Genomic DNA, 25120 nt, shown 5'->3' with positions numbered 1-25120 from the left:
CAGGCAGTTCGCGTTGGGCGGGCAGCGCGTCAGGCCAGGTGCTCGTCGAGGAACGAGAAGGTCCGCTCCATCGCGGCGACGAACGCCGGACCGAAGGCATGCCCGTCGTCGTACCAGGCCAGCTCGGAGTCGACCCCGGCGCGGCGCATCGCGCGCTGGGTGGCGCGAGCCCACCGCGGCGGACAGGTGTCGTCGGCGCGGCCGTGCACGGCGAGGAACGGTTCGGTGACCCGGTCGAAGTAGGGACGCGAGGAGACGCCCTCCCAAAAGTCGGGGGAGTCCTCGGGGAGGCCGTGGGCGCGGACGAGCGTGTCGAGGCGTTCGTCGTTGTCGTCGCGGATGAACTGGTCGAAGTTCTCCGCCTCCAGCGACGAGACCGACGCCCAGGCCACCACTGCGTCGACCAACCCCGGTGAGATCGCTGCCACCTTCTGCACCACCCCACCGCCCATCGACCGGCCGAAGAGCGCAATCCGATCCGGGTCCACGGGCACGTCGGTACCGTCTCGCTCAGCGATCCCACGCAGCGCGTCGACGGCGCTGATCACGTCGATGGCGTAGCCCAGGCGTACGTCGGCCCCACCGCTCGGGTCGGGGTCCGAGCGGGCGTGCCCGCGGTAGTCGACGTGCAGCGCGACGTAGCCGCGATCAGCCAGGAATCCGCGCTCGCGGGTCATCCCCTGGCCGCTCTGGTACACGGCCGGATCGATGTAGCCGTGGGCCAGCACGACCGCGGGGAAGGGGCCATCCCCGCGCGGCACGTTGAGCACGCCGCTCAGCCGCAGCGGCTCCTCGTACGCACCCGGCCCGCTGCTGCGGGCCCGCCAGGTGACGTCGTACGAGGTGTAGGCGGCGGTCTGCTCGCGCACCGCGCCCAGGCGGAGTGGGGTACCGGTGTGGGTCTGCGCGGCCACGCCCGGGACCGAGACCGGGTCAGCAGTCTCTTCAGCGGGACCATCGGCGTCGGGGGACGCGGACCCGCCGGCCGTGGGACCCGGAGTGCTGGTCGCGCTCTGACCCGGCGAGGGTGCCGCGGGGTCGTCGGCGGGGTCGTCGGCCGAGCAGGCACTCATCAGCATCAGTCCCGCGCAGGCAGCGACGATGACGCGGCTGGGTCGAAGGTCCATGGGTCCAGTGTGACCGCACATGCCCAGGGCGACCACCCTGTCGGAGACTCGCGCCTCACGGGCCCGTCGTGAGCGTGGGCCGGCACTCAGCAGCGCCGAACGTCCGACGTGGTGGCGACCGAATCTGCATCGGCCCGGCAGGGGTGGCTCCACCCGGCTGATGGGCCAGGGTGCCGCGCGTGGCCACTGTCATTCTCGCGAAACCCGCCCCAGAACCGACGTGCTCGTGAACAATCGACTGGGTGATGTCCATGCCAACTCCCGCCGTCCTCGTCGACGACCTCCACGTCCGCTTCGGTGAGGTCGAGGCCGTCGTCGGCGTCAGTTTCGCGGCCCTGCCCGGCCGCGCCACCGCGCTGCTGGGACGCAACGGCGCCGGCAAGTCGACCACGATGCGGGTGCTGGCCGGTGTCGTCCCGCCCACGAGCGGTCGGGTCGTGGTCGCCGGGATCGACGTCGCCCACGACACCCTGGGCGTGAAGCGTGCGGTCGGTTACTGCCCGGACGTCGGCGGGCTGGTCCCGCGCGCGACCCCGTGGGAGCACCTCCAGCTGGCCGCCAATCTGCGTCGGATGACCGGATGGGAAGCCCGAGGCCGTGACCTGCTGGAGAAGTTCGAGCTGGGTGACGTCACCCACCGGGTGACCAGCGGCTTCTCCCACGGCATGGGTCGACGACTCTCGGTGATCCTGGCTGCCTTCCACGAGCCTGACGTACTGCTCCTCGACGAGCCCTTCGACGGGGTCGACCCGATCGGGGTCGAGGCAACCTTCGAGATCGTCGCCGACGCCCGCGCCCGCGGGGCCGCAGTCCTGCTCTCCACCCACCTGCGCGAGCTGGCCATCGAGACCTGTTCGACCGCGCTGGTCCTGCGGGGTGGCGCCCGCGTCGCTGACATGGATTCCATCGATCTGCAGGGAGAGGAAGGGGCCCATGCTTACCGCGCCCTCCTGGATTGAGCACAGGACCGAGTTGCGGACGTACGCCGACTCGGTCTCACCCTGGCGCCCGGCGGAGATCCGTCGTGCGGTCGCCGACACCCGCCACCTGTTGCGCTTCAGGGGCGGGACGGTCCGCAAGCCCAAGGTCGTCCGCACCGCCGTCGCCGTCCTGGTGGCCATCACCCTGGCCGCGGTGGTCGGCCCGCTGCTCGCGTCCGGCGCGGGTGACGCCGACGGCATGGCCTTCAACGTCCTGCTGCTGATGCCCACGATGATGGTGGGCTTCCTGGGGTTGGCGGTCGCCTCGGCGATCGCATCGGGTGGTGGTCGCGAGTTGCTCTCCGGTGAGAGCGCCGTGGCCTACCCGGTCAGCCCGACCACCGACCACCTGGGCGCGCTGCTGATGGCGCCGCTCAACATTGCGTGGATGCTCCAGGCGTGGTTCCTGCTGGGCGCTGCCTCCTACGGCCGCGGCACCACCGACCTGGGGTGGTTGTTGGCCATTGTCGTGCTGTGGATCGTCGCGGCCACCACCCTGGCGCAGGTGATCGGGTGGTGCGCCGAAGCCGTCCGTCGTCGTCCGCACGGGGTCGCCACCGTACGCCTCACCGGGGTGGCGCTCGCCGGCCTCATGGCCTGGCTCCAACTCTCCGACCGTCTCTTCGACGTGCTCGACGCGGTGCCGACGCTGCAGCTGCTGATGGCCGGCCTCTCCGGCTTCTCCGTACGCTGGTGCCTCGCGGCCCTGGCGCTCCTGGCGATCACCGCGGTCTCGCTCCTCCTGGGCGGGTGGGCTGCGCACGTGGCGGCCCGGCGGATGCCGCGTGACGAGCTGAAGGCCGAGTCCACGGCGCACGAGGCGCGGCCCAACCCACGCGGAGTCCTGGCCATGCTCGTGCGCATCGACCGGGCGTCGGTCTGGCGCGCGGTGCCGATGCGGCGCGGCATGCTGGTCCTGGCGATCGGCCCCGGGCTGGTCGCCTTCGCCGGCGCCCTGGAGTGGTCCAACGTAGTGATCCTGCCCGGCCTGGTGGTGAGTGGTGGAGTCCTGCTCTTCGGCGTCAACATCTGGTCGCTCGACGGCCGCGGAGGCCTGTGGCGCGAGAGTCTCCCGGTCGACGCGATCACGGTCTTCCGGGCCCGCAGCTGGGTGCTGGCCGAGTGGTTGCTGCTGGCTTCCCTGATCACCGTGGGCCTGGCGTCCCTGCGCGCGGGTGTCCCGACCGCCGGTGAGATGGCAGCGATCGTCTGCACGGTGCTGGTCGTCACGGCACAGGTGGTCGCGGTCTCGATGAGTTGGTCGATCCGACGGCCGTTCGCGGTCAATCTGCGCTCGGCCCGCGCGACCCCGGCCCCGCCCACGGTGATGATCGGATACTCGGCCAAACTGGCCCTGAGCACGACGCTGACCGCGATGGTCTTCTCGACGGCGGCGACGGTGGCGGCTCCGTGGTGGCTCATCGTGCTGCTCGCCAGCCCGTTCCTGGCGTGGTCGGCACTGCGTTGGCGGCGGGCAGCGAAGGTGTGGAGTGATCCGGTTGCCCGGGCCGGTGTGGTGACGACCGTCGCTTCCTGACGACCTAGAGTGCTCTGCATGCTCCTGCGCGGAACGCTCGTCGCTCTCTCCCTCTCGTTGGTCTTCGCCGCTGGCGGATGCGGGTCGGCCGTGGAGGAGACTTCCGCCGAGCAGACCCCCATGGCCGACTCCGGCACCGGGGACCTGGTGAGTTGCGCGGACGGCCGTGCCCGCGAGGAAGGCGTCCTGCGCATCGCCACCGACGGGTCGGCGCAGCCTCCGTGGTTCGTCGGGGACGACCCGGCCAACGGGCGAGGCTTCGAGTCGGGCGTCGCGCACGCGGTCGCTGACCAGTTGGGGTATGCCGCCGTCGCTGTCACGTGGCTGACCGTGCCGCCGGAGAAGGCCCACGAGCCCGGCGCGAAGGAGTTCGACTTCCATCTCGCCCAGTTCGCCGACGCCGACGACCGCGCCAAGGACGTCGACGTCTCCGAGCCCTACTACACGCTCCCGCAGGCTGTCGTGGCGCTTGAGGAGTCAGCTGCGGCCGGCGTCCGCGAGATCGACGACCTCGAGGGGCTCACCCTCGGTGCCGAGCGCGGCTCGGCCTCGCTCGCTTCGGTCCGTCGTGACGTCGAGCCCGACGTGAAGCCGGTGGCCCTCCGCAGCTCCGAGGCAGCCGAGCAGTCGCTCCTCGACGGAGACGTCGACGCGCTGGTCGCCGACTTCGCGGCCGCGGTGCGGATGGCGGACGGAATCCCCGGCGCGAAGGTGGTCGGTCAGTTCACGGCCGACGGAGGACCGCAGTTTGCCCTGCTGCTGGAGAAGGGCAGCGCGATGACTGACTGCGTCAACCGCGCACTCGCCGCGCTGCGCAAGGACGGCACGCTCGCCGCGCTCGAGCAGGAATGGCTCGTCGAGGGCGCAGGCGTCCCGGTCCTGCGGGACTGAGCGGCACATCCATGGGTCAGATCCTGCTGGTGCGCCACGGCCAGGCCTCGTTCGGCACCGACGACTACGACGTCCTCTCGGCCCTCGGTGAGGAACAGGCCGGCCTGCTCGGGCGGGAGCTCGCCGGGCTGAGCCCAGACGTCGTCGTGCACGGTGAGCTGCGACGCCAGCGCGAGACCGCAGTGATCGCGGCGGGGGCCGCCGGGTGGACGGCTCCGGTGCGCGTCGACCCGCGCTGGGACGAGTTCGAGCTGGCGGGCTCGGCGGCTCGAATGGCGAGTCGGGAGGAGGGCAGCCGCAAAGCCTTCCAACGCTGGTACGAGGGCGCGACGGATCGCTGGTTGGCCGGGGAGCACGAGCCCGGTGACGAACCCTGGGTCGACTTCTGCGCCCGTACCTCAGCTGCCCTGGTCGACCTCTCTACCGTCGGCACCGCGGTGGTCTTCACCTCCGGCGGACCGATCGCCGCGCTGGCTGCCGCGCTGCTCGACGGCGGCGCGGCCTCCTACCGGCGACTGATGCCGGTGATGGTCAACACCTCGGTGACCAGGGTGGTCATGGGCCGCCGGGGCACGTCACTGATCTCGTTCAACGGCCACGAACACCTCTCACGCGACCTCGTCACCTACCGCTGAGGCCTCAGACCATCTTGCGGACCACGCCGAGCGGCGCGACCTTGAGGACCTTCGACAGCGGGCCCCACGGCCACGGTGGCACGGCGGCCGACTTCTTCTCCTTCTCGATCGCCGCGACGATCGCGCGTACGCCCTTCTCGGTCGAGGCCATCAGCGGGCCGGGCTTCTTCGACGGGTCGCTCATCTCGGAGATGATGAAGCCGGGGTAGATGACCGAGATCTGGTAGCCGGGCTTGCCGTGCAGCTCCGTACGCAACCCCTCGGCGAGGTGGGCCACGCCGGCCTTCGTGGCCGCGTACGTGCTCATCGCCTTCGGCATTCCGCGCATCGCGGAGACGCTCGAGATCATCACCAGGTGGCCGCGCTCCTGGGCCCGGAAGATCTCCATCGCGGCCTCGGTCTGGGCTAGGGCGGCGATGAAGTTGGTCTGCGCGGTCTCGACGTTGGCGTCGAAGCGGCCGGTGCCGAGCGGGGCCCCCTTGCCGATGCCGGCGTTGATCACGACGCGGTCGATGGTGCGGCCCTCAGCCGCCACCTCGTCACGGAAGCTGCGGAAGACCTCGAAGACGGCGTCGTGGTCGTTGACGTCGAGGGCGCGGATGGCGACCTGCGTGGACGGGTGCGCAGCAGTGATCTCGGCGCGCAGCTCCTCCAGGCGTTCGATGCGGCGGGCGCAGAGCGCGAGGTCATGGCCGAGTGCGGCGAACTGACGGGCCATCTCGGCGCCCAGGCCACTGCTGGCGCCGGTGATCAGGATGGTCTTGGTCGGGCTTGTCTCGGTCATGAGGGTGAGTGTGGCAAACCCGAGGTGACTTCCACCGTATTTGGACGTAGGAAAGTCCCTCGCAGAGGCAGATCCCGGGCCCTTCAAGTACTTTCCTACGTCCAAATACGAAGAGTGCCTGCGTATGGAACGGCAGAACCCGCCCACCGTGAGGTGGACGGGCCCTGGTGGTGCTGGGAGCGGCAGGTCAGGCGGCGACAGGCTCGCCCTGGAGACGGCGGTAGGTGTAGGCCTCGGCGATGGTGATGACCGGGAGGGCCACCAGCAGACCGACGCAGCAGGCCAGCAGGCCGAGGACCGAGACGGCGATGGCGAGCAGGATGAACAGGATGACTGAGCCGATGTTCTGGGTGACCAGGGTGAAGCTGTCCTTCAGCCCGTCGATCGACTGCCTCTTCTTGTCGATGATGAAGAAGAGCGTGAACATCGTCAGGAAGCCCACGATGATGCCCGGCAGGACACAGAGCGCGGTGCCGATGGTGGTGAGCACGCTGATGATCAGCGAGGCGATCAGGACCTGGACCCAGTCGATGTCGGAGAACGCGCTGCCCAGCGTGGGCTTCACGCCGCTCACGACGTCCAGGGCGGCCTTGACCAGGGCAGCCCAGAAGATCACCGTGACGAGGCTGGTGAGGGCATTGGTGACGAGGCTCGAGGGACTGAATCCTCCGGTGAAGGCGGCGAGCCCGGAGTCGTCAGTGGTGGCCGCGGAGAGTCCGCCGGTCAGGAGACCGACGACCACGCTGATGGCGATCGAGACCGCGAACATCACGAAGGTCAGGAGCAGGAAGATGCCGATGTTCTCGGTGAACTTCTTCCATCCGTAACCGATGGCCGTCGGCGCGCTGTAGGGACCGGAGTGGTCACCACCGCCACCGCCACCGCCACCCTGGCCGCCGTACCCACCGGGCGGCGGGGGAGGGGGCGCCTGGCCGTAGTCGGGCTGGCCGTACGCCGGCTGGCCCTCGCTCGGCATCCCGTAGCTGGGCTGACCGTACGCCGGAGGCGGCGAGGGGATCTCGCCACCGGGCGGCGGTCCGGGGTTCTGGGGCGGGGGTCCGTTGGGGTCGTGGGGTTCGTTTCCGTATGTCGACACGTGCATCTCCTCCTGGGCCATCGCTGGCCCGACTCACGGGTCACCCTAGACAGGCGAACGGGGTGACCGGCCGGTACGACACTCGCCGATACAACAAACCGACAGGCTTGACTGTTTGTTAATTCCGAGGCATGGTTCTTCCATGACCACCCAACCCCTGCGCGTCCCCCAGGAGGAACGCACCCGCGCCATGCGGGCCCGCCTCCTGGAGGCGACCGTGGAGTGCCTGGTCGAGGTCGGCTTCTCCGGCACGTCCACCACGTTGGTCTCCAAGCGCGCGGGTGTCTCCCGCGGGGCGCAGGTGCACCACTTCCCGACCAAGAACGACCTCGTCGTCGCGGCCGTCGAGCACATCTCCACCTCCCGGGGTGACGAGCTCGCCAGCACGTTGGCCGAGGCGCCGACCGGCGAGGGGCGTACGCGCGCGGTCCTGGAGATCCTGGCCGCCCACTTCACCGCCCCGATCTTCACCGCCGCGCTCGAGCTCTGGGTCGCGGCCCGCACCGACCCCCAGCTGAGCGAAGCCGTCCAACGGCTCGAGCAGCGGGTCGGTCGCCAGTCCCACCAGCTCACCGCCGACGCCCTCGGGGTCGACGGTGCCGCCCCCGGCACCCGCGAGCTCGTCCAGGCCACTCTCGACCTGGTGCGAGGCCTCGGACTGGCCAACACCATCTCCGACGACGCGAAGCGTCGCGCCCGGATCCTCGACGCGTGGGCCGCCACGCTCGACGCGCAACTTCCCCGTACGACCCCCACCCAAGGAGTCTGAACCTTGTCCGACACCGTGCTCGCTGGCGTGCTCGCCGACCTGGCCGCCGAAGGTGACCAGCTCGATGAGCTCGTGACCCCCCTCACCGACGACCAGTGGCGCACCGCCACCCCCGCCGAGGGCTGGGACATCGCCACCACGATCGCCCACCTCGCGTGGACCGACGAGGTCGCCGTCAAGGCCGCGACCGACAAGGAGGCGTGGGACGCCGAGGTGATGGGCGCGATCATGAACCCCACCGGCTACGTCGACGAGATGGCCGTCAAGGGAGCCGAAGCCGCTCCGGCGGATCTGCTGGCTCGTTGGCGCGCCGCCCGCCCGGCGCTCGTGAAGACACTGGAGGAGTTCCCCGCCGGCGAGAAGATGATGTGGTTCGGCCCGCCGATGTCTCCGACCTCGATGGCCTCGGCGCGCTTCATGGAGACGTGGGCCCACGGCCTTGACGTCGCCGACGCGCTGGGTGTCGACCTCGCGCCGACCGACCGGATCCGCCAGGTCGCCCACATCGGCGTCCGCACCCGCAACTACTCCTTCAAGAACAACGAGCTCGAGGCCCCGGCCGACGAGTTCCGCGTCGAGCTGACTGCGCCGTCCGGCGACGTCTGGACATGGGGGCCAGACGTCGCCGGTCAGACGGTGACCGGGTCGGCGTACGACTTCTGCCGTCTCGTCACCCAGCGCGTGCACCGCGACGACACCGACTTGGTGGCCGTCGGCGCCGACGCGGACAAGTGGCTGTCGATCGCCCAGGCCTTCGCCGGCCCGGCCGGTGGCGGACGCGCAGCCAAGGGAGCCTCCGCGTGAGTGCCCGCAGCGTCGGCTCGTCCCCGGTCATCATCGGCAACTGCTCCGGCTTCTACGGCGACCGGCTCTCGGCGTTCCGCGAGATGCTCGAGGGCGGCCAGCTCGACTACCTGACCGGTGACTACCTCGCCGAGCTCACGATGCTGATCCTGGGCCGCGACACCTTCAAGGACCCCAACCTCGGCTATGCGCGTACGTTCGTGCGCCAGTGCGAGGACGCGCTCGGCCTCGCGCTCGAGAAGGGCGTCAAGATCGTCTCCAACGCCGGTGGCCTCAACCCCGCCGGTCTCGCCGAGAAGCTGCGTGAGGTCGCGAAGGGTCTCGGCCTCGACGTCAACATCGCCCACGTCGAGGGTGACGACCTGCGCTCGAAGTCGGCCGACCTCGGCTTCACCAACGCGCTGACCGCCAACGCCTACCTCGGTGGTTTCGGCATCGCCGCCGCGCTCAACGCCGGCGCCGACGTGGTCGTCACCGGCCGGGTCACCGACGCCTCCGTCATCGTCGGCCCCGCCGCGTCCCACCACGGCTGGGGCTACGACGACCTCGACGCGATCGCCGGCGCGATGGTCGCCGGCCACGTCATCGAGTGCGGCACGCACGCGACCGGCGGCAACTTCTCCGGCTTCCTGACCCTGCCCGCCTCCGCGCGTGAGCAGAAGATGGGCTTCCCGATCGCCGAGATCGCCGCCGACGGCTCGTCGGTGATCACCAAGCACGCCGGCACCGGCGGCGCGGTCACCGTCGACACCGTCACCGCGCAGCTGGTCTACGAGATCCAGTCAGGCCTCTACCTCGGCCCGGACGCCACCGCCGACCTCGCCTCGATCGAGGTCACCCAGGAGGCGCCCGACCGCGTCGCCATCGCCAAGGTCACCGGCCTGGCACCCCCGGAGACCCTCAAGGTCTGCGTCAACGAGCTCGGTGGATTCCGCAACGTCATGGAGTTCCTGATCACCGGCCTCGACACCGACGAGAAGATCGCGTGGATCAAGCGTCAGGTCACCGAGGCGTGGGGCGACAAGGCGCCGGCATGCGTCGCCTGGAGCGAGGGCCCCCCGCCGGTCGACGACCCGACCACGATGGCCGAGGCCGCCACGATCCTGCGCGTCATGTGTCTGGACACCGACGCGAAGGTCGCCGGCAAGGGCTTCACCGCGCCTGCCGTCGAGATCGCGCTGGCCTCCTACCCGGGTTGCACGCTGGTCGGCCCGCCGGCCCCCGCGTCGCCCTACGGCATCTACCGCCCCGAGTACGTCTCCCGCGAGGTCGCCGCGCACACCGTCGTGCACGCTGACGGCCGTCGCGAGGAGATCGCCGACCCGACGACGTACGGCAGTGCCGACGTGGTCGACGCCGGTCGCTCGACGGCCACGGGAGTCTCGACCACCGAGGGCGAGACCATCCCGCTCGGCCGCCTCGTCCACGCCCGCTCGGGTGACAAGGGCGGCAACGCCAACCTGGGCCTGTGGATCCCCCGCGACGGAGTCGCGGATGGGCAGAGCGGCCATGCCGTCAGCCCCGCAGACCTCGAGAAGTACGAGGCGCGCGTCGCCTGGCTGCTCGACTTCGTGACGCCCGAGCGCGTACGCGAGCTCGTGCCGGAGGCTGCCGACCTCGACGTCGACGTCTACGCGCTGCCCCACCTGGGCGCCGTCAACGTCGTCATCAAGCGCCTGCTCGGAGCAGGCGTCGCAGCATCCACCCGCGTCGACCCGCAGGCCAAGGCCCTGGGCGAGTGGGTCCGTTCACGTCACGTCACTGTTGAAGGAGAACTCTTGTGATCGCAGTAGAAGAGGTCTCCACCGCGGAGGACCGGGCAGCCCTCAAGGCGGCTGCCGCCGAGTTCACCCGCCGCGAGATCGCCCCGCACATGCAGGAGTGGGAGGACGCCGGCGAGCTCCCCCGCGAGCTGCACCGGAAGGCCGCCGCAGCCGGCCTCATGGGGATCAGCGTCCCCGAGTCCGCCGGTGGCTCCGGTGGTGGTCTGCTCGACACCATCGCGATGCAGGAGGGGATGTTCGCCGAGGGCGCGACCAGCGGTCTGATGTCGGCGCTCTTCACCCACGGCATCGCGGTGCCGCACATCGTCGCGCACGGTTCGCAGGAGCTGATCGACACGTACGTCCGCCCGACGGTGGCCGGCGAGATGATCGGTTCGCTCGGCATCACCGAGCCCGGTGGCGGTTCCGACGTCGGCAACATCCGTACGACAGCGGTCCGCGACGGCGACGAGTGGGTCATCAACGGCTCCAAGACCTTCATCACCTCCGGCACCCGCGCCGACTTCGTGACCACCGCCTGCCGCACGGGTGGCCCCGGCGCCGGCGGAGTCTCACTGATCGTCGTACCGACGACCACGCCGGGCTTCAAGGTCGACCGCAAGCTGGCCAAGATGGGGTGGCACAGCTCGGACACTGCGGAGCTCTCCTACGTCGACGTGCGCGTGCCGGTGACCAACCTGGTCGGCGACGAGAACGCCGGCTTCTGGTACATCGCCGAGCAGTTCGTCGTCGAGCGGATGGCCCTGGCCATCCACGGCTACGCGATCGCGGAGCGTTCGCTCGAGCTCACGGCCGACTACTGCCGCCAGCGCACCACCTTCGGTGAGCCGCTGATCAAGCGCCAGGTCGTGCGCCACAAGCTCGTCGAGATGCGTCGCCAGGTGGAGGCCGCCAAGGCGTTCACCTACGCCGTGGCGCAGCAGTACGTCGATGCCGGTGGCGTCAACGAGGCCGTCATCGCCCAGGCCTGCCTGGCGAAGGAGACCGCCTGCAACGCCGCGACGTACGTCTGCGACCAGGCCGTCCAGTTGCACGGCGGGACCGGCTACATGCACGGCACCGAGGTCGAGCGGCACTACCGCGACGCCCGACTCCTGCCCATCGGTGGCGGAGCCACCGAAGTACTCACTGACCTTGCCGCCAAGTTGTTGGGATACACGAAATGACTGACACGACCACTGAAAGCGCCGAGGCGCAGCCGGAAGCTGCCGACCTCACCGTCGAAGAGCAGAGGCGCGCCAGCCTGCTGGCCAAGCTCGCCGACCTCGACGCCGAGCACGCCAAGGCCGTCGCCGGTGGCGGTGACAAGTACATCGAGCGCCACCACAAGCGCGGCAAGCTGCTGCCCCGTGAGCGCATCGAGCTGCTGATCGACGAAGGTTCGGCCTTCCTCGAGCTGAGCCCGCTGGCCGGCTGGGGCTCCGACTTCACCGTCGGCGCCTCCACCGTCTGCGGCATCGGCGTCATCGAGGGCGTCGAGTGCATGATCAGCGCCAACGACCCCACGGTGAAGGGTGGCGCGTCGAACCCGTGGACGTTGAAGAAGACGTTCCGGGCGGCGCAGATCGCGCAGGAGAACAACCTCCCGCAGATCTCGCTGGTCGAGTCGGCCGGTGCCGACCTGCCGACCCAGAAGGAGATCTTCATCCCGGGAGGCAAGATCTTCCGTGACCTGGCTCGTGCCTCGGGCCGCCGCCAGCCGACCATCGCGCTGGTCTTCGGCAACTCGACCGCCGGTGGCGCGTACGTCCCCGGCCTCTCCGACTACACCGTCATGGTCAAGGAGCAGGCGAAGGTCTTCCTGGCCGGCCCGCCCCTGGTCAAGATGGCCACCGGTGAGGAGACCGACGACGAAGAGCTGGGTGGCGCCGAGATGCACGCCCGCATCTCCGGTCTCGCCGACTACCTCGCCGAGGACGAGCGCGACGCGATCCGCATCGGACGTCGCATCGTGGCCCGCCTCAACTGGAAGAAGGCGAGCCCTGAGTCCCGCGTCTACGCCGAGCCGGCCTTCAGCGCCGACTCGCTGCTCGACCTGATCCCGACCGACCTCAAGGAGCCCTTCGACCCGCGCGACGTCATCGTCCGCATCGTCGACGGTGTCTCGGCCGACAACGAGGTGCCCTTCGACGAGTTCAAGCCGCTCTACGGCTCGTCGCTGACCACCGGCTGGGCCAAGCTCCACGGTCGCCCGATCGGCATCCTCGCCAACGCCCAGGGCGTGCTCTTCAGCGAGGAGGCCCAGAAGGCGACGCAGTTCATCCAGTTGGCCAACGCCAAGAACACCCCGCTGCTCTTCCTGCACAACACCACCGGCTACATGGTCGGCAAGGAGTACGAGCAGGGCGGCATCATCAAGCACGGTGCGGCGATGATCAACGCGGTCTCCAACTCGACCGTCCCGCACATCTCCGTGCTCATCGGGTCGTCGTACGGCGCCGGCAACTACGGCATGAACGGGCGGGCGTACGACCCGCGCTTCCTCTTCACCTGGCCCAACGCCAAGTCGGCCGTGATGGGCCCGGCGCAGCTCGCCGGTGTCCTCTCGATCGTCTCGCGCGCCGCCGCCGAGGCCAAGGGCAAGGAGTACGACGAGGAGGGCGACGCCGGAATGCGCGCCTTCGTCGAGAACATGGTCGAGGAGCAGTCGCTGCCCTACGTCCTGAGCGGAATGCTCTACGACGACGGTGTCATCGACCCGCGCGACACCCGGACGATCCTCGGGATCGCCTTCTCAGCCATCGACACGGTGCCCACCGAGGGCACCGACCGCTTCGGCGTCTTCAGGATGTGAGACCGCCCCATGACCTTCTTCACTCCGCCGCTGCGCTCCCCCGCGAACAACGCCACGGGGACCCCGAAAGGACTCCGCGCATGACCATTTCCCGCATCCTCGTCGCGAACCGAGGCGAAATCGCCCGTCGCGTCTTTGCCACCGCCCGCCGTCTCGGCATCGAGACCGTGGCCGTCCACTCCGACGCCGACGCCCTGCTGCCCTTCGTGGCGGAGGCCGACAGCGCCGTACGCCTGCCCGGCAACACCCCGGCCGAGACCTACCTGCGCGCTGACCTCGTCATCGAGGCCGCCCGCAAGTCGGGTGCCGACGCGGTCCACCCCGGCTACGGCTTCCTGTCGGAGAACGCCGACTTCGCCCGTGCCGTCACCAACGCTGGCCTGGCCTGGATCGGCCCGGACCCCGACTCGATCATCTCGATGGGCTCCAAGATCGAGTCCAAGAAGCTGATGGAGGCCGCCGGTGTGCCCGTGCTGGCCGACCTCGGTGAGACCGCGACCGAGGCTGACCTGCCGCTGCTGGTCAAGGCCAGCGCCGGTGGCGGTGGCCGCGGCATGCGGATCGTGCGCACCCTGGCCGACCTGCCGTCCGAGGTCGAGAAGGCGTCGGCCGAAGCAGCGTCCGCCTTCGGCGACGGCACCGTCTTCGTCGAGCCGTACGTCGAGCACGGCCGCCACGTCGAGGTCCAGGTCGTCGGTGACTCCCACGGCACCGTGGCCGTCTACGGCGAGCGCGACTGCTCGATCCAGCGCCGCCACCAGAAGGTTGTCGAGGAGGCCCCGGCCCCCGGCCTGAGCGACGAGACCCGCGCTGCCCTGCACGACGCTGCCCGCAACGCCGCCGCGGCGATCAACTACGTCGGCGCCGGCACGGTCGAGTTCCTGGTCGACGCGAACGACCCGAGCCGCTTCTGGTTCCTGGAGATGAACACCCGCCTCCAGGTGGAGCACCCGGTCACCGAGGCGATCTTCGGCGTCGACCTGGTCGAGGCCCAGATCGCGGTGGCCGAGGGCCGCCCGGTCACCCCGTACCTGCCCGGTGAGCCGAAGGGCCACTCGGTCGAGGTGCGTCTCTACGCCGAGGACCCGGCCAACGACTGGCAGCCGCAGTCCGGCACGCTGACCTCCTTCGAGGTGCCGGGTGTGAAGACCGAGTTCGAGAACCTGCCTGACGGTCAGGGCGGGATCCGTCTCGACACCGGCTTCGTCGCCGGCTCCGAGGTCGGGACCCACTACGACGCCATGCTCGCCAAGGTGATCGTCTGGGCGCCCACGCGTGAGCAGGCCCTGCGCCAGCTCTCCGGCGCCCTGGCCAAGTCGAAGGTGCACGGGCTCACCACCAACCGCGACCTGCTGGTCGAGGTGCTGCGCCACCCGACCTTCGTCGCTGGTGACGTCTCCACCGACTTCTTCGACACCCAGGAGCTCGCCACCCGCAGCGCCGGGGTCGACGAGACGGCCGTGAGCCGCTCGGCGTTCGCCGCCACGGTCGCGCTGGCCGAGGTGGCCCGTGAGGCACGCAAGGTCCAGCAGGGCATCCCGGTCGCCTGGCGCAACGTGGTCTCCGCGCCCCAGGTCACGGAATTCGTCCTGGACGGGTCCGAGGAGAACATCAAGGTCGAGTGGTTCGGCGGTCGCGACGGCTACACCGGCGCCAATGCTGATGCTGACGTCACCGTGCTCGCTGCCTCGCCGTCGAGCGTGACCCTGGAGCACGACGGTGTCGCAACGACGTACGCGGTCGTCGTGGACTCGAGCGCCTCGCTCGCAGCTCCGGTCGTGCACGTCGACTCGACCCTGGGTTACGTGAAGCTCAACCGGGTGCCGCGCTTCGTGGACCCCTCCGAGCAGGTCGCAACCGGTTCGCTGCTCGCGCCGATGCCCGGCAGCGTGCTGAGCGTCTCCGTCGAGGTCGGCCAGCAGGTCACCGCGGGCCAGACCATCCTGGTGATGGAGGCCATGAAGATGCAGCACACCGTGAGCGCGCCGACCGACGGCGTCGTCTCGGAGATCAACGTCAAGCCCGGTTCGCAGGTGGGTGCCGGCGACGTCCTCGCCGTCGTCGAGGGCGAAGAGTCAGCTGAAGGAGAAGACGCATGAGCGACAATGGTTTCACCGAGTCCGAGGAGCGCCAGGAACTCCGCAAGGCGGTCTTCTCGCTGGCCAGCAAGTACGGCCACACCTACGTCGCCGAGAAGGCGAAGACCGGTGGCAAGGTCACCGAGCTGTGGCAGGACATGGGCAAGCACGGCTTCCTCGGCGTCAACATCTCCGAGGAGTACGGCGGCGGTGGCGGCGGCATCGGAGACCTCGCCGCGGTCCTCGAGGAAGCGGCTGCAGCTGGCGCCCCGATGCTGATGATGGTCGTCTCCCAGGCCATCTGCGGCTCGGTCATCGGTCGCTTCGGCACGGACGAGCAGAAGAAGAAGTGGCTGCCCGGCATCGCCGACGGCTCGTACACGATGGCCTTCGCTATCACCGAGGCCGACGCTGGCTCCAACTCCCACAACATCACCACGACCGCGACGCGCGACGGTGACGAGTGGGTGCTGAAGGGCTCGAAGACCTACATCTCCGGTGTCGACGAGGCCCAGGGCATCCTGGTCGTGGGTCGCTTGGCCGACGAGAAGACCGGCAACCTCAAGCCGTGCCTCTTCGTGGTCCCGACCGACGTTGCCGGTCTGGAGAAGCAGGTCATCGACATGACCTTCAACGCGCCGGAGAAGCAGTTCACCCTCTTCTTCGACGACGTACGTCTCCCGGCCGACGCTCTCGTCGGTGACGAGGATGCCGGTCTGCTCCAGCTCTTCGCCGGGCTCAACCCCGAGCGGATCATGGGTGCGGCCTACTCCAACGGCATGTCGCGCTTCGCGCTCAACGCCGCGGTCGACTACGCCAAGACCCGTGCCGTGTGGCGTGACCGCCCGATCGGCTCCCACCAGGGCATTGCGCACCCGTTGGCCAAGATCAAGATCGAGCTGGAGCAGTCCAAGCTGCTGCAGCAGAAGGCGGCGGCGCTCTACGACGCCGGCGACGACATGGGTGCCGGTGAGTTCGCCAACATGGCGAAGTACGCCGCCGGCGAGGTGGCCTGCAACTCCACCGACGTCGCGGTCCACACCCACGGGGGGTCGGGTCTGACCACCGAGCTGGGCCTGGCCAACATGCTGGTCGCCGCCCGTCTGGGCCGGATCGCCCCGGTCAGCCGCGAGATGATCCTCAACTTCGTCGCCATGCACTCGCTGGGGCTGCCGAAGTCGTACTGATTCTTCCGGCAGAGCAGTTCGTGACGCCGCCCGTCCCCCTCAGGGGGCGGGCGGCGTTCTGCGTAGCCTCCCGGTTCGCAGCCCCAGCAACTGGCGACTTGATGTCAGTCCGGCGTGCTCTGGCGACATCAACCCGCCAGTTGCCGTACGGCGGGGGGTGACCGAGCCGGGTCACGAACCGATCAGCGGAACGAAGCGGTACGGGCCGTGCTCGGTCACTGTGAAGTCGCCGGCGGCGCGTACGACCACAGTCATGGTGCCGGCCACGGGCACCACCAGTCGGCCGTGGTCTGCCAACTGCTCTATGAGGGGTTTCGGCAGCCGGCGAGCCTCGGCAGAGACGAGGATCCGGTCGTACGGCGCCTCGGTCGGCCAACCGAGTGTCTCCGCGTCGACCTGCTCGATGCGGGCCCACGGTTGCTCGGTGCGGGCCAGATTCTTCGAGCCGAAGCGGGTCAGCGCCGGAATCAGCTCGACCCCGATGACCTGACCGGCCGGCCCGACGAGGTGTGCCAGCAGCGCAGTCGACCACCCGGACCCTGCGCCTACGTCCAGCACGCGCGCCCCGACCGGCACCTCCAGGAGTCGAAGCATGGCGTCGACCGTGCGCGGTTGGGAGCTGGTCTGTCCGGCCCCGATGGTGAGTGGACCGTCGTGTCTTGCCCGCCACTTGACTTGCGCGGGCAGGAACCGGGCCCGGGGATGGGCCCGGAAGGCGGCTTCGACCCGGTCCATGGAACCACCCTCCCACGCTCCTGAGCGAGGATGAGGAGACTGCTTGTCGGGACCCCGCCTCTGCTGTTGGTGCTGCGGTCACAGCGCCTGTCGTGCGCAGCGCCCAGAACGGGGCACGCGTCGTTGCGCTGCGCAACCCTGACCGGTACACATGGGAGGTCGTGCCGGGAGGGCACGGCGGGGATTCTGGAGGAACCCGCATGTCATTCACTCGTACGCGCCTGCTCGCCGGCGCATTCACCGTCGCCGCCGCCTTGGTCGTGGCGCCGATGCCCGGAGCAGTCGCCGCTCCGGCCCCTGATGTCTCGCCTGCCCCTGAGGGCACGCCCCAGGCCTCCGTCGCCAAGCTGACCGAGTCAGCCGGCTACGTCGAGTCCGAGTTCTTCCTGGAGGGTGAGGCCAACTCCTACCGCGAGGTCGGCGACTGGGCGGCGGACAACAAGTGGGAGAAGGAGGTCGACGAGTCGGGTGCCCCCTTCCGGACCCGGATGATCGTCAACCGGCCCAAGGACCCCAAGCGCTTCAACGGCACCGTCTGGGTCGAGTGGCTCAACGTCAGCTCGGGCGCCGACGTCGCGCCGAGCTTCGTCCAGGCGCGGAACCGAATCCTGGCCAGCGGCGCCGCTTGGGTGGGCGTCTCCGCCCAGCGCGCCGGGGTCGAGTCCGCGAAGAAGAGCGACCCCCGCTACGCCTCGCTCGAGATCGCCAAGGACGCCCACAGCTACGACATCTACGCCCAGGCCGGCGCCGCGGTGCGCGAGCAGGCCGACGAACTGCTCGGCGGCCTCCGCCCGCGCCGGGTCATCGCCGCTGGCGAGTCGCAGTCGGCCTTCCGCCTGACGACGTACGTCAACGCCTTCCACCTCGAGGACCAGATCTTCGACGGGTTCATGATCCACTCCCGTTTCGCCCCCGCTGCGCCGCTCGCCGACACCGGCTTCTTCGGCCAGTACTCACCCGAGATCCGCTCCGACGTCGACGTGCCCGTCTTCCAGCTCCAGACCGAGGGTGACCTCGGCAACTGGGAGTCGGTGCGCCAGCCCAACAAGGGCAACGTGCACACCTGGGAGGTGGCGGGCGCAGCGCACGTGGACGTCTACACGATCGAGGCCACGCTCGGCAAGGAGACGAACAGTGCCGGGGTGGCCTGGTTGATGGGTTGCGCGAAGCCGGTCAACGACTTCCCGTTCCGCTACGCCGCCAACGCCGCGTACGCCGCCCTCGAGAAGTGGGTCCGGTTCGGCAGCCGACCGCCGTCGGCCAAGCCGATCGAGATCGTTGACAACGTCATCCAGCGCGATGCCGACGGCAACGCCAAGGGTGGCGTGCGCTTGCCCGACATCGACGTCCCGACCGCGTCGCACAGCGGGCTGGGCAACTCGTCCGCCGACGCGGGCAACTTCTTCTGCGGGCTCTTCGGGACCACCACCGCCTTCACCCCGGAGCGTCTCGCCGAGTTGTACCCGACGCGCCGCGACTACGTCTTCAACTACAGCCTCCGGGCATCCCTGGCGGCCTTCAAGGGCCACATGACGTGGGCCGACGCCAAGTCGGCGATCGCGGAGGCGAGGAAGGCAGCGGTTCCCAGCTGAGGGCGAGGTCCTGGGGCGCCGCCGCGGACGTCATCAGGGGAGGTTGCTCGGGCGCGCGCTGATGATGACGCCCCACCGGGATGGGCGCGATTGTCGCCGCTTCGACGACGTCTAGGCTCAGCAGTGTGTCCGGAACCCTCGTCGCCAAGAACCTCTCCGGGGGCCACGGTCACCGCACCCTCTTCGAGGGGCTGGACCTGACGGTCGCCCCCGGTGACGTCGTCGGCGTGCTGGGCGCCAACGGCTCCGGCAAGTCGACGCTGCTGCGGATCTTCGCCGGCCTCGCCGAGCCCATCGACGGGACGGTCTCGTACGCCCCGGCCAGCGGGTTCGTGGGCCACCTGCCCCAGGAGCACGAACGGCTCGACGGCGAGACGGTCGCGGGCTACGTCGGACGGCGTACGGGCGCGACGGCCGCCACCGAGGCGATGGAGAGCACCGCCGCGGCGCTGGGCTCCGACGACCCGGGGGCCGACGACGCGTACGCGTTCGCCTTCGACCAGTGGATGGCATCGGGCGCCGTCGACCTCGAGGACCGCCTGCCCGGGGTGCTGGCTGACCTCGGTCTGACTCTCGGTCCCGACGCCCTGATGACCTCGCTCTCCGGGGGCCAGGCCGCGCGCGTCGCACTGGCGGCGTTGCTGCTGAGCCGCTTCGACGTGGTGCTGCTCGACGAGCCCACCAACGACCTCGACCTCGACGGGTTGGCGGTGCTGGAGAAGTTCGTCCGTGGCCTGCGTGCCGGTGTCGTCCTGGTCTCCCACGACCGTGAGTTCCTGGCCCGTTGCGCCACCCGGATCGTCGAGCTCGACCTGGCCCAGAACGAGGTCACCGTCCACGACGGCGGCTACGACTCCTTCCTCGACGAGCGCGCGGTCGCCAAGCGGCACGCACGCGAGGCGTACGAGGAGTTCGCGGACAAGAAGGCCGATCTCGTCGGCCGCGCCCGAACCCAGCGCGAGTGGAGCTCCCAGGGCGTGCGCAACGCGATGAAGAAGGCGCCCGATAACGACAAGATCCGCCGCAAGGCGTCGGTGGAGTCGTCGGAGAAGCAGGCGCAGAAGGTGCGCCAGATGGAGTCCCGGATCGCCCGGCTCGACGAGGTCGAGGAACCGCGCAAGGAGTGGGTGCTGCAGTTCGAGATCGCGACCGCGCCCCGCGGCTCGTCAGTGGCAGCGGTGCTCGACGGCGCATGGGTGACCCGGGGGGACTTCACGCTCGGGCCCGTCTCCCTGCAGGTCAGCGCGGGAGACCGGATCGGTATCACCGGCCCCAACGGGGCCGGCAAGTCGACCCTGCTCAACCTGCTGCTCGGCGAGATCGAGCCGGACGGCGGGCGCGCGTCGCTGGGCGCCACCGTCGCGGTCGGTCGGATCGACCAGGCGCGGACGGGGTTGGCGGAGGACCTTCCGCTGGGCGACGCGTTCGAGGCGGTCATGCCGGAGATGAACCCGGCCGAGATCCGCACGCTGCTCGCCAAGTTCGGTCTGCGCGCCGACCACGTCACCAGCCTCGTCGGTCGGCTCTCCGGCGGCGAACGCACCCGCGCCGCGATGGCGTTGCTCCAGGCCCGCGGGGTCAACCTGTTGGTCCTGGACGAGCCGACCAACCACCTCGACCTGCCCGCGATCGAGCAGCTGGAGCAGGCGCTGGAGTCGTACGAGGGCACGCTGCTCCTGGTCTCCCACGACCGCCGGTTGGTGGAGAACGTACGCGTGGACCAGCGCTGGCACGTCCAGGCCGGACAGGTCACCCGCCTCTGACCATCTGACCATTCCGGCCGGGCTACCCCGTTTTGGGGATCTTGATCGCCCCGCCTGTCGAGGTCCGGCGGTCGTGCCATGCTCGCTATCAATCGAGTGTCGGTGTTCAGCCGCATCGGCCCGTTTCTGCCGGAGGTCGCCATGCGCGGTCAGCGAGGTCTTCTCATCCGTGGGTGGGGTGCGGCCGGATCAGCCGTGCTGCTGACCGGGCTGCTGGCGGGTTGTGCGTCCGAGGACGACGCCCGGGTGTCCCGCGCCGCTGCAGAGACCCCGGCGGCCACTGCCGAGCTCGCCATGGCGCCTGCCGCGGTCACCCCCGGCTTGGTGGCCCCCGAATGGTTCCCTCTCGCGCTCCCCATGCCCGAAGGAGCTTCAGTCACCGCCGTGGGCACGCTGACGTGCACCGTCAACTTCCTCGTCCCCACCTCCGACGCCCAGGTCGAGGGCGGAGCGGTGGGCTCCCGTGCTCGCGCCAACGGTCTCCAGGTGGAGCTCGTCTCCTCCGTCACCTCGGCCGAGCCGGTCAACGAGCCGGTCAACGAGTTCGGCGCCTTCGAGGAGGAGGCCCCGGTCGCACCGGTCATCACCCACGTCGAGGTCCTCCGCCTCAAGAACGCAGCCGACGGCGCGGCCGTGACTCCCGTCGACGCCACCCTCACCCTGACCAGCCGTGGTGACGGTGTGGTCACCGGTGAGTACGCGTTGGCCGAGGACACCTGCGCCCGCTGAGGCGCTGCCCTCCTGCCGTTCCACGCAGAGCGGCCGCCGGACCATGGGGTCCGACGGCCGCTGAGGGTGTCTGCTGGGAGCGTCCTGTTGTCTCAGGTGAGGTCGAAGAGGGCGATCGGCTCCGAGGTCGGGGCGGGGGAACCACCTTCGGGTTCGACGGTGATCCCGGCGCCGACCGCGTCGGCTGCCGACCCGTCGAGCACGAGCGTCTGGTCGGGCACCGGCTCCATCACTCCGGCCGGGACCATGTCGTCCTCCGGCGTCTGGAACCAGACCTGGAAGACCATGCCTTCGGGCGGGGCGACCATCTCCTCGGTCACGATCACCGCCTTGTCCTCGGCGACTGAGCGGACCACGGTGGCCCGTCCGGACTCCCCGAGGTCGACGACGGCGCGCTGCGCGTCGGAGGCCTGGAGGACCCGCTCGGCGTCACTGGGCGCCGCGTCGTTGGTCCACGGACTCCAGGCAACGGCACCGACGCCGGCGATGATCGCTACAGCAGCAGCCAGGAGAAGAGGAAATCGATGCTTCGGCCTGCGGCGCACAGCGAGTGGCGGCAGGGGGCGCACCTGGGAGACCCGGGTGAGCACGGCCGTACGCAGCCCCGGGGGCGGCGTCATGAGGGTCTCCTCGGCCAGGAAGGCTGCGGCTTCACGTAGGGAGGCGACTTCTTCGGTGCAGTCCGGGCACTGGGCGAGGTGGTCCTTGAACCGGGCTCGCTCCAGGTCGTCCAGCGCGTCCAGGGCGTAGGCGCCCGAGAGCAGATGGATGTCGTTCATGATCCCACCCCCAGGGCGTCTCGCAGCCGGATCAGGCCGTCTCGGATTCTTGTCTTGGCCGTGCCGAGTGGCACGTCCAGCATGCTGGCCACCTCAGTGTGCGTGTAGCCACCGAAGTAGGCGAGCTCGACTGCCTCGCGTTGGATCGGAGTCAGCTCGGCGACCGCGCTGCGCACACGTCGTCCCTCGAGGGAGGCGTGCGCGGTCTCGGCGGTCTGGTCGTGGTCGATCGGTTGGGACTCCCGCTCCCAGGTGACCTCACGCACGGAGGAGCTCTCGACCGAGCGGACCCGGTCGACTGCCTTGCGGTGCACGATGGTCATCAGCCAGGCCATGGCCGAGCCTCTGGACGAGTCGTACCTGGCGCTCTGGCGCCACACGTCGAGGTAGGCCTCCTGGGTGACCTCCTGCGCGTGGGCCGGGTTGCGGACCACGCGCAGGGCCAGGCCGTACGCCTTCGAGCTGGTGAGGTCGTAGAACTGCGCGAACGCCGCCTCGTCGCCGCGTGCTGCGGAGTGCAGCAGGGCGGCCGGGTCGGGGCCGGGAGAAGCGGCGCCCTCCCCGGAGGACCCCGCGTGTGCGGGATCCTCCGGGGGTACGGGCCTCAAGTGGTCCACGTCAGTCCTTGGTGGTTGTCGTTCGATCAGGGCATGAGCACCGTGTCGATGACGTACACCTTGGCATTTGCGGTGGAGACGTTGCCACAGACGACGGCTGCGCCGTCCACGGTCCACTCCTCGCCCGCGCCTTCGACGGTCACCGAGGTGCCGTTGAGGGTCTCGTGCTCGCCACCGATCTCGTCGACGGAGACGGTCTCGCCGACGACGTGGTGGGTGAGCACCTTGGTCAGCATCTCCTTGTCGGCGAGCAGGGCGTTGAGGTCAGCCTCGGGGATCTTCGCGAAGGCCTCGTCGGTCGGGGCGAAGACGGTGAGCGCCTCGGCGGAGTTCAGCGTGTCGACCAGGTCGGCCTCGGTGAGCGCGGCGACCAGGGTGGTCAGCAGCGGGTTGCCGGCGGCGGCGGTGCCGACGGGCTGCTCGGCCATGGTGGCAGCGGAGCCGTCACCCTCGGTGGGGAGCTGGTCGCAGGCCGGGCCGAAGGGGGCGTCGGAGGCGGGAGCCATCGAGGCGTCCTCGCTCGGGGTCGGGGTGGCCGACGAGGTGCTCGAGGTGTCGTTGGCAGTGGAGTCGTCGTCGCTGTCGCCACAGGCGGCGAGCCCGAGGGACATGGAGAGCGCGAGTGCAGCCAGGCCGGCGGTGCGAGTCGAGAGCTTCATGATGTCGCCTTTCGAGATTTTGGGTGGGAGTCGGGATGTCTTCCCCGGTCTCCGACGACTGCGCTGGTTGCTGCCGTCATGTGGTCTTCGGAGCGGGGTGGAGGACGGATGGGTGGATCGGGAACATTTCTCGAAGAATCTTCAAGCAGGTGTCGCGATGCGCCTCACGAGACGTTGACGACGACCTCCTGGACGCCGCTCGAGCCGCTCGGGAACGGCGTACGCCGCACGGCTTCCTGGACCGTGCCGTCCTTGCCGACCGCCCGACAGGCGAGCAGGTGGCGACCGGCCTCGGCGTCCCACGGCAGGTACCACTGGCGCCAGTGGTCGTCGGTGACCTCGGGCCCCAGGGTGGTCTTCTGCCACGCCCCGCCGTCGATGCGCACCTCGACTCGTTCGATGCCGACGTGCTGGGCCCAGGCGATCCCGCCGATCATCATCTGGCCCGCCTTCCCGTCAGCGAAGGGGCGTGGTGTGTCGATGCGGCTCGAGATCCGGATCGGGGCATCGGTCGCCCACTCCCGCTCGGTCCAGTACGCCTCCTGGTCGTCGTACGTCGTCAGCGTCATGCGGGTGATCCACTTGCAGGCCGAGACGAAGCCGTACAGGCCGGGCACGACCATGCGCGCGGGAAAACCGTGCTGACGAGGCAGTGCGGCGCCGTTCATCCCGAGCGCGATCATCGAGTCACGGCCGTCGATCGCCACGTCGAGTGGGGTGGAGATCGTCATGCCGTCCACGTCGGTGCTGAGGATCTGGTCGGCGCCGGTGCTGTCGATCCCGGCTTGGTCCAGCAGGTCGCGCAGCGGCACTCCGATCCATCGGGCGCTGCCGACGTAGGGGCCGCCCACTTCGTTGGAGACACAGGTGAGGGTGATGTCGCGTTCGGTGAGCGGCATCTTCAGCAGGTCGTCGAAGGTGAAGATGACCTCGCGGTCGACGTCGCCGTCGATGGTGAGCGTCCAGGAGTCGATGTCGACCGACGGCAGGGTGAGGCGGGTGTCGATCCGGTAGAAGTCGCCGTCCGGCGTACGCAGCGGGGTGATGTCGGGCACCATCTCCTCCAGGCCACGCGGGAATGCGCCCGCCGGGTCGGCGGGGGTGGGGAACGCGATGTCGGCGATGGCGAGGGCGCGGCGGCTGATCCACTGGCCGCCTGCGGCCAGTCCCGCGGCGGCGGCGGTCAGTCCCGCGGTGACGATGAGGACCCCGCGGCGACTCGGTGTCGTGGAGGAGTGCGGGGTGGCTCCGGTGTTTGCGGCCGTCTCAGCAGAGGGGTCCTGCTGGTGCGCAGTCCCTGCCTGGGCGTCGAGTCGAAGCATCCACGCCAGCGACGCCGCGCCGGCGGCGGCTGCTGTCAGCCCGGGGAAGAGATCGAGCGGGCCGGCGCCGGGGCGCAGCACGGCGGCTGCGGTGCCGAGGCCGGCCAGGACCATCAGGAAACCGATGCCGAGGGCAGGTCGGCGTCGCGCCAGGATGCCGGCGACCCCTGCGAGCAGCAGCACGACCACGATGACACTGCCCAGCAGGACCGCCTTGTCGGCCGTGCCGAACTGCGCGATGGCCCACTCCTTGAGCGGGGTGGGGGTCAGGTCGATCACGGTCGATCCGACCGCGAAGACCGGCGAGGCGTCCGGCACCGTCAGAGCCGCCACCAGGTGGGCCAGCGCCATCCCGAAGCAGGTCGCGACGATTCCGTAGATGGCATGGAGCGCGGTGGATCTCAGAGGTGTCGGCACAACCCCTGTTCGGTGCGGAGCCGCAGACGGATGGGTCGGGG

At 69.9% G+C, this 25120-nt stretch carries 22 protein-coding genes; 14 read left to right on the top strand and 8 right to left on the bottom strand.

Features of this window, described 5'->3' with window-relative positions:
- Positions 1 to 29: 29 nt before the first annotated feature.
- Positions 30 to 1127 (bottom strand): alpha/beta hydrolase family protein, encoded by a 1098-nt coding sequence (locus tag DNK52_RS07270; protein ID WP_239455437.1) that lies wholly within the window; start codon positions 1125 to 1127, stop codon positions 30 to 32.
- A gap of 251 nt (positions 1128 to 1378) precedes the next feature.
- On the opposite strand from DNK52_RS07270, the gene DNK52_RS07265 reads away from it, so the two are divergent.
- From DNK52_RS07265 to DNK52_RS07250, 4 genes are read left to right on the top strand one after another with little or no spacing between them, the layout of a single operon-like run.
- Positions 1379 to 2086, top strand: a complete 708-nt coding sequence (locus DNK52_RS07265; protein ID WP_239455436.1) for an ABC transporter ATP-binding protein — start codon at positions 1379 to 1381, stop codon at positions 2084 to 2086.
- On the top strand, positions 2061 to 3644 hold the full coding sequence (locus tag DNK52_RS07260; protein WP_110240315.1) for a hypothetical protein: 1584 nt from the start codon (positions 2061 to 2063) through the stop codon (positions 3642 to 3644). Before DNK52_RS07265 ends, DNK52_RS07260 begins: the two co-directional genes overlap by 26 nt.
- 18 nt (positions 3645 to 3662) lie before the next feature.
- A complete protein-coding gene (locus tag DNK52_RS07255; protein WP_162598666.1) occupies positions 3663 to 4535 on the top strand; it encodes an ABC transporter substrate-binding protein in 873 nt (290 codons plus the stop codon).
- A gap of 11 nt (positions 4536 to 4546) precedes the next feature.
- The gene (locus DNK52_RS07250; RefSeq protein WP_110240313.1) at positions 4547 to 5170 is read left to right on the top strand and encodes a histidine phosphatase family protein; all 624 of its coding nucleotides are present in this window, start codon (positions 4547 to 4549) and stop codon (positions 5168 to 5170) included.
- A gap of 4 nt (positions 5171 to 5174) precedes the next feature.
- Here DNK52_RS07250 and DNK52_RS07245 read toward each other — a convergent pair whose 3' ends face one another.
- Positions 5175 to 5954, bottom strand: coding sequence for an SDR family oxidoreductase (locus DNK52_RS07245; RefSeq protein ID WP_110240312.1), 780 nt, complete (start codon positions 5952 to 5954; stop codon positions 5175 to 5177).
- Positions 5955 to 6141: 187 nt separating this feature from the next.
- Entirely contained in the window at positions 6142 to 7050 is a 909-nt protein-coding gene (locus DNK52_RS07240; protein ID WP_162598665.1) for a hypothetical protein, read from the bottom strand.
- A gap of 142 nt (positions 7051 to 7192) precedes the next feature.
- Here DNK52_RS07240 and DNK52_RS07235 point away from each other — a divergent pair, with 142 nt between their 5' ends.
- The 7 genes from DNK52_RS07235 to DNK52_RS07205 all read left to right on the top strand — a co-directional run bounded on the left by DNK52_RS07235 (position 7193) and on the right by DNK52_RS07205 (position 16466).
- Positions 7193 to 7819 carry a TetR/AcrR family transcriptional regulator gene (locus DNK52_RS07235; protein ID WP_110240310.1) on the top strand — a complete coding sequence of 209 codons (627 nt, stop codon included), beginning with the start codon at positions 7193 to 7195 and terminating at the stop codon, positions 7817 to 7819.
- Positions 7820 to 7822: 3 nt separating this feature from the next.
- Complete coding sequence (locus tag DNK52_RS07230; protein ID WP_110240309.1) at positions 7823 to 8623, top strand: TIGR03084 family metal-binding protein; 801 nt, start codon at positions 7823 to 7825, stop codon at positions 8621 to 8623.
- Entirely contained in the window at positions 8620 to 10407 is a 1788-nt protein-coding gene (locus tag DNK52_RS07225) for an acyclic terpene utilization AtuA family protein (RefSeq protein ID WP_204163431.1), read from the top strand. The genes DNK52_RS07230 and DNK52_RS07225 overlap by 4 nt, the downstream gene beginning before the upstream one ends.
- Positions 10404 to 11573, top strand: a complete 1170-nt coding sequence (locus tag DNK52_RS07220; protein WP_239455435.1) for an acyl-CoA dehydrogenase family protein — start codon at positions 10404 to 10406, stop codon at positions 11571 to 11573. The genes DNK52_RS07225 and DNK52_RS07220 overlap by 4 nt, the downstream gene beginning before the upstream one ends.
- The gene (locus DNK52_RS07215) at positions 11570 to 13201 is read left to right on the top strand and encodes an acyl-CoA carboxylase subunit beta (RefSeq protein WP_110240308.1); all 1632 of its coding nucleotides are present in this window, start codon (positions 11570 to 11572) and stop codon (positions 13199 to 13201) included. Before DNK52_RS07220 ends, DNK52_RS07215 begins: the two co-directional genes overlap by 4 nt.
- Before the next feature lie 80 nt (positions 13202 to 13281).
- Positions 13282 to 15300, top strand: coding sequence for an ATP-binding protein (locus DNK52_RS07210; protein WP_110240307.1), 2019 nt, complete (start codon positions 13282 to 13284; stop codon positions 15298 to 15300).
- Entirely contained in the window at positions 15297 to 16466 is a 1170-nt protein-coding gene (locus DNK52_RS07205) for an acyl-CoA dehydrogenase family protein (protein ID WP_110240306.1), read from the top strand. The genes DNK52_RS07210 and DNK52_RS07205 overlap by 4 nt, the downstream gene beginning before the upstream one ends.
- 171 nt (positions 16467 to 16637) lie before the next feature.
- On the opposite strand, the gene DNK52_RS07200 is transcribed toward DNK52_RS07205, so the two are convergent.
- Positions 16638 to 17201, bottom strand: a complete 564-nt coding sequence (locus DNK52_RS07200) for a protein-L-isoaspartate O-methyltransferase family protein (protein WP_110240305.1) — start codon at positions 17199 to 17201, stop codon at positions 16638 to 16640.
- Positions 17202 to 17401: 200 nt separating this feature from the next.
- On the opposite strand from DNK52_RS07200, the gene DNK52_RS07195 reads away from it, so the two are divergent.
- The 3 genes from DNK52_RS07195 to DNK52_RS07185 all read left to right on the top strand — a co-directional run bounded on the left by DNK52_RS07195 (position 17402) and on the right by DNK52_RS07185 (position 21285).
- Positions 17402 to 18793 (top strand): alpha/beta hydrolase domain-containing protein, encoded by a 1392-nt coding sequence (locus DNK52_RS07195; protein ID WP_110240304.1) that lies wholly within the window; start codon positions 17402 to 17404, stop codon positions 18791 to 18793.
- 125 nt (positions 18794 to 18918) lie between these two features.
- The gene (locus DNK52_RS07190; RefSeq protein ID WP_110240303.1) at positions 18919 to 20556 is read left to right on the top strand and encodes an ABC-F family ATP-binding cassette domain-containing protein; all 1638 of its coding nucleotides are present in this window, start codon (positions 18919 to 18921) and stop codon (positions 20554 to 20556) included.
- Positions 20557 to 20697: 141 nt separating this feature from the next.
- On the top strand, positions 20698 to 21285 hold the full coding sequence (locus tag DNK52_RS07185) for a hypothetical protein (RefSeq protein WP_162598664.1): 588 nt from the start codon (positions 20698 to 20700) through the stop codon (positions 21283 to 21285).
- Positions 21286 to 21377: 92 nt separating this feature from the next.
- On the opposite strand, the gene DNK52_RS07180 is transcribed toward DNK52_RS07185, so the two are convergent.
- The 4 genes from DNK52_RS07180 to DNK52_RS07165 all read right to left on the bottom strand — a co-directional run bounded on the left by DNK52_RS07180 (position 21378) and on the right by DNK52_RS07165 (position 25079).
- A complete protein-coding gene (locus tag DNK52_RS07180; protein WP_110240301.1) occupies positions 21378 to 22064 on the bottom strand; it encodes an anti-sigma factor in 687 nt (228 codons plus the stop codon).
- Positions 22061 to 22681 carry an ECF RNA polymerase sigma factor SigK gene (gene sigK / locus DNK52_RS07175; RefSeq protein WP_239455434.1) on the bottom strand — a complete coding sequence of 207 codons (621 nt, stop codon included), beginning with the start codon at positions 22679 to 22681 and terminating at the stop codon, positions 22061 to 22063. Before sigK ends, DNK52_RS07180 begins: the two co-directional genes overlap by 4 nt.
- A gap of 26 nt (positions 22682 to 22707) precedes the next feature.
- A complete protein-coding gene (locus DNK52_RS07170; RefSeq protein WP_110240300.1) occupies positions 22708 to 23340 on the bottom strand; it encodes a fasciclin domain-containing protein in 633 nt (210 codons plus the stop codon).
- Positions 23341 to 23504: 164 nt separating this feature from the next.
- Complete coding sequence (locus tag DNK52_RS07165) at positions 23505 to 25079, bottom strand: molybdopterin-dependent oxidoreductase (protein WP_239455433.1); 1575 nt, start codon at positions 25077 to 25079, stop codon at positions 23505 to 23507.
- Between the last annotated feature and the right edge of the window lie 41 nt (positions 25080 to 25120).

The sequence above is a fragment of the Nocardioides gilvus genome (genome assembly GCF_003194605.1).
Taxonomy (GTDB): domain Bacteria; phylum Actinomycetota; class Actinomycetes; order Propionibacteriales; family Nocardioidaceae; genus Nocardioides; species Nocardioides gilvus.
Note: the sequence above shows the minus strand (reverse complement) of the source record. Positions and strands in the feature narration are given on the sequence as shown.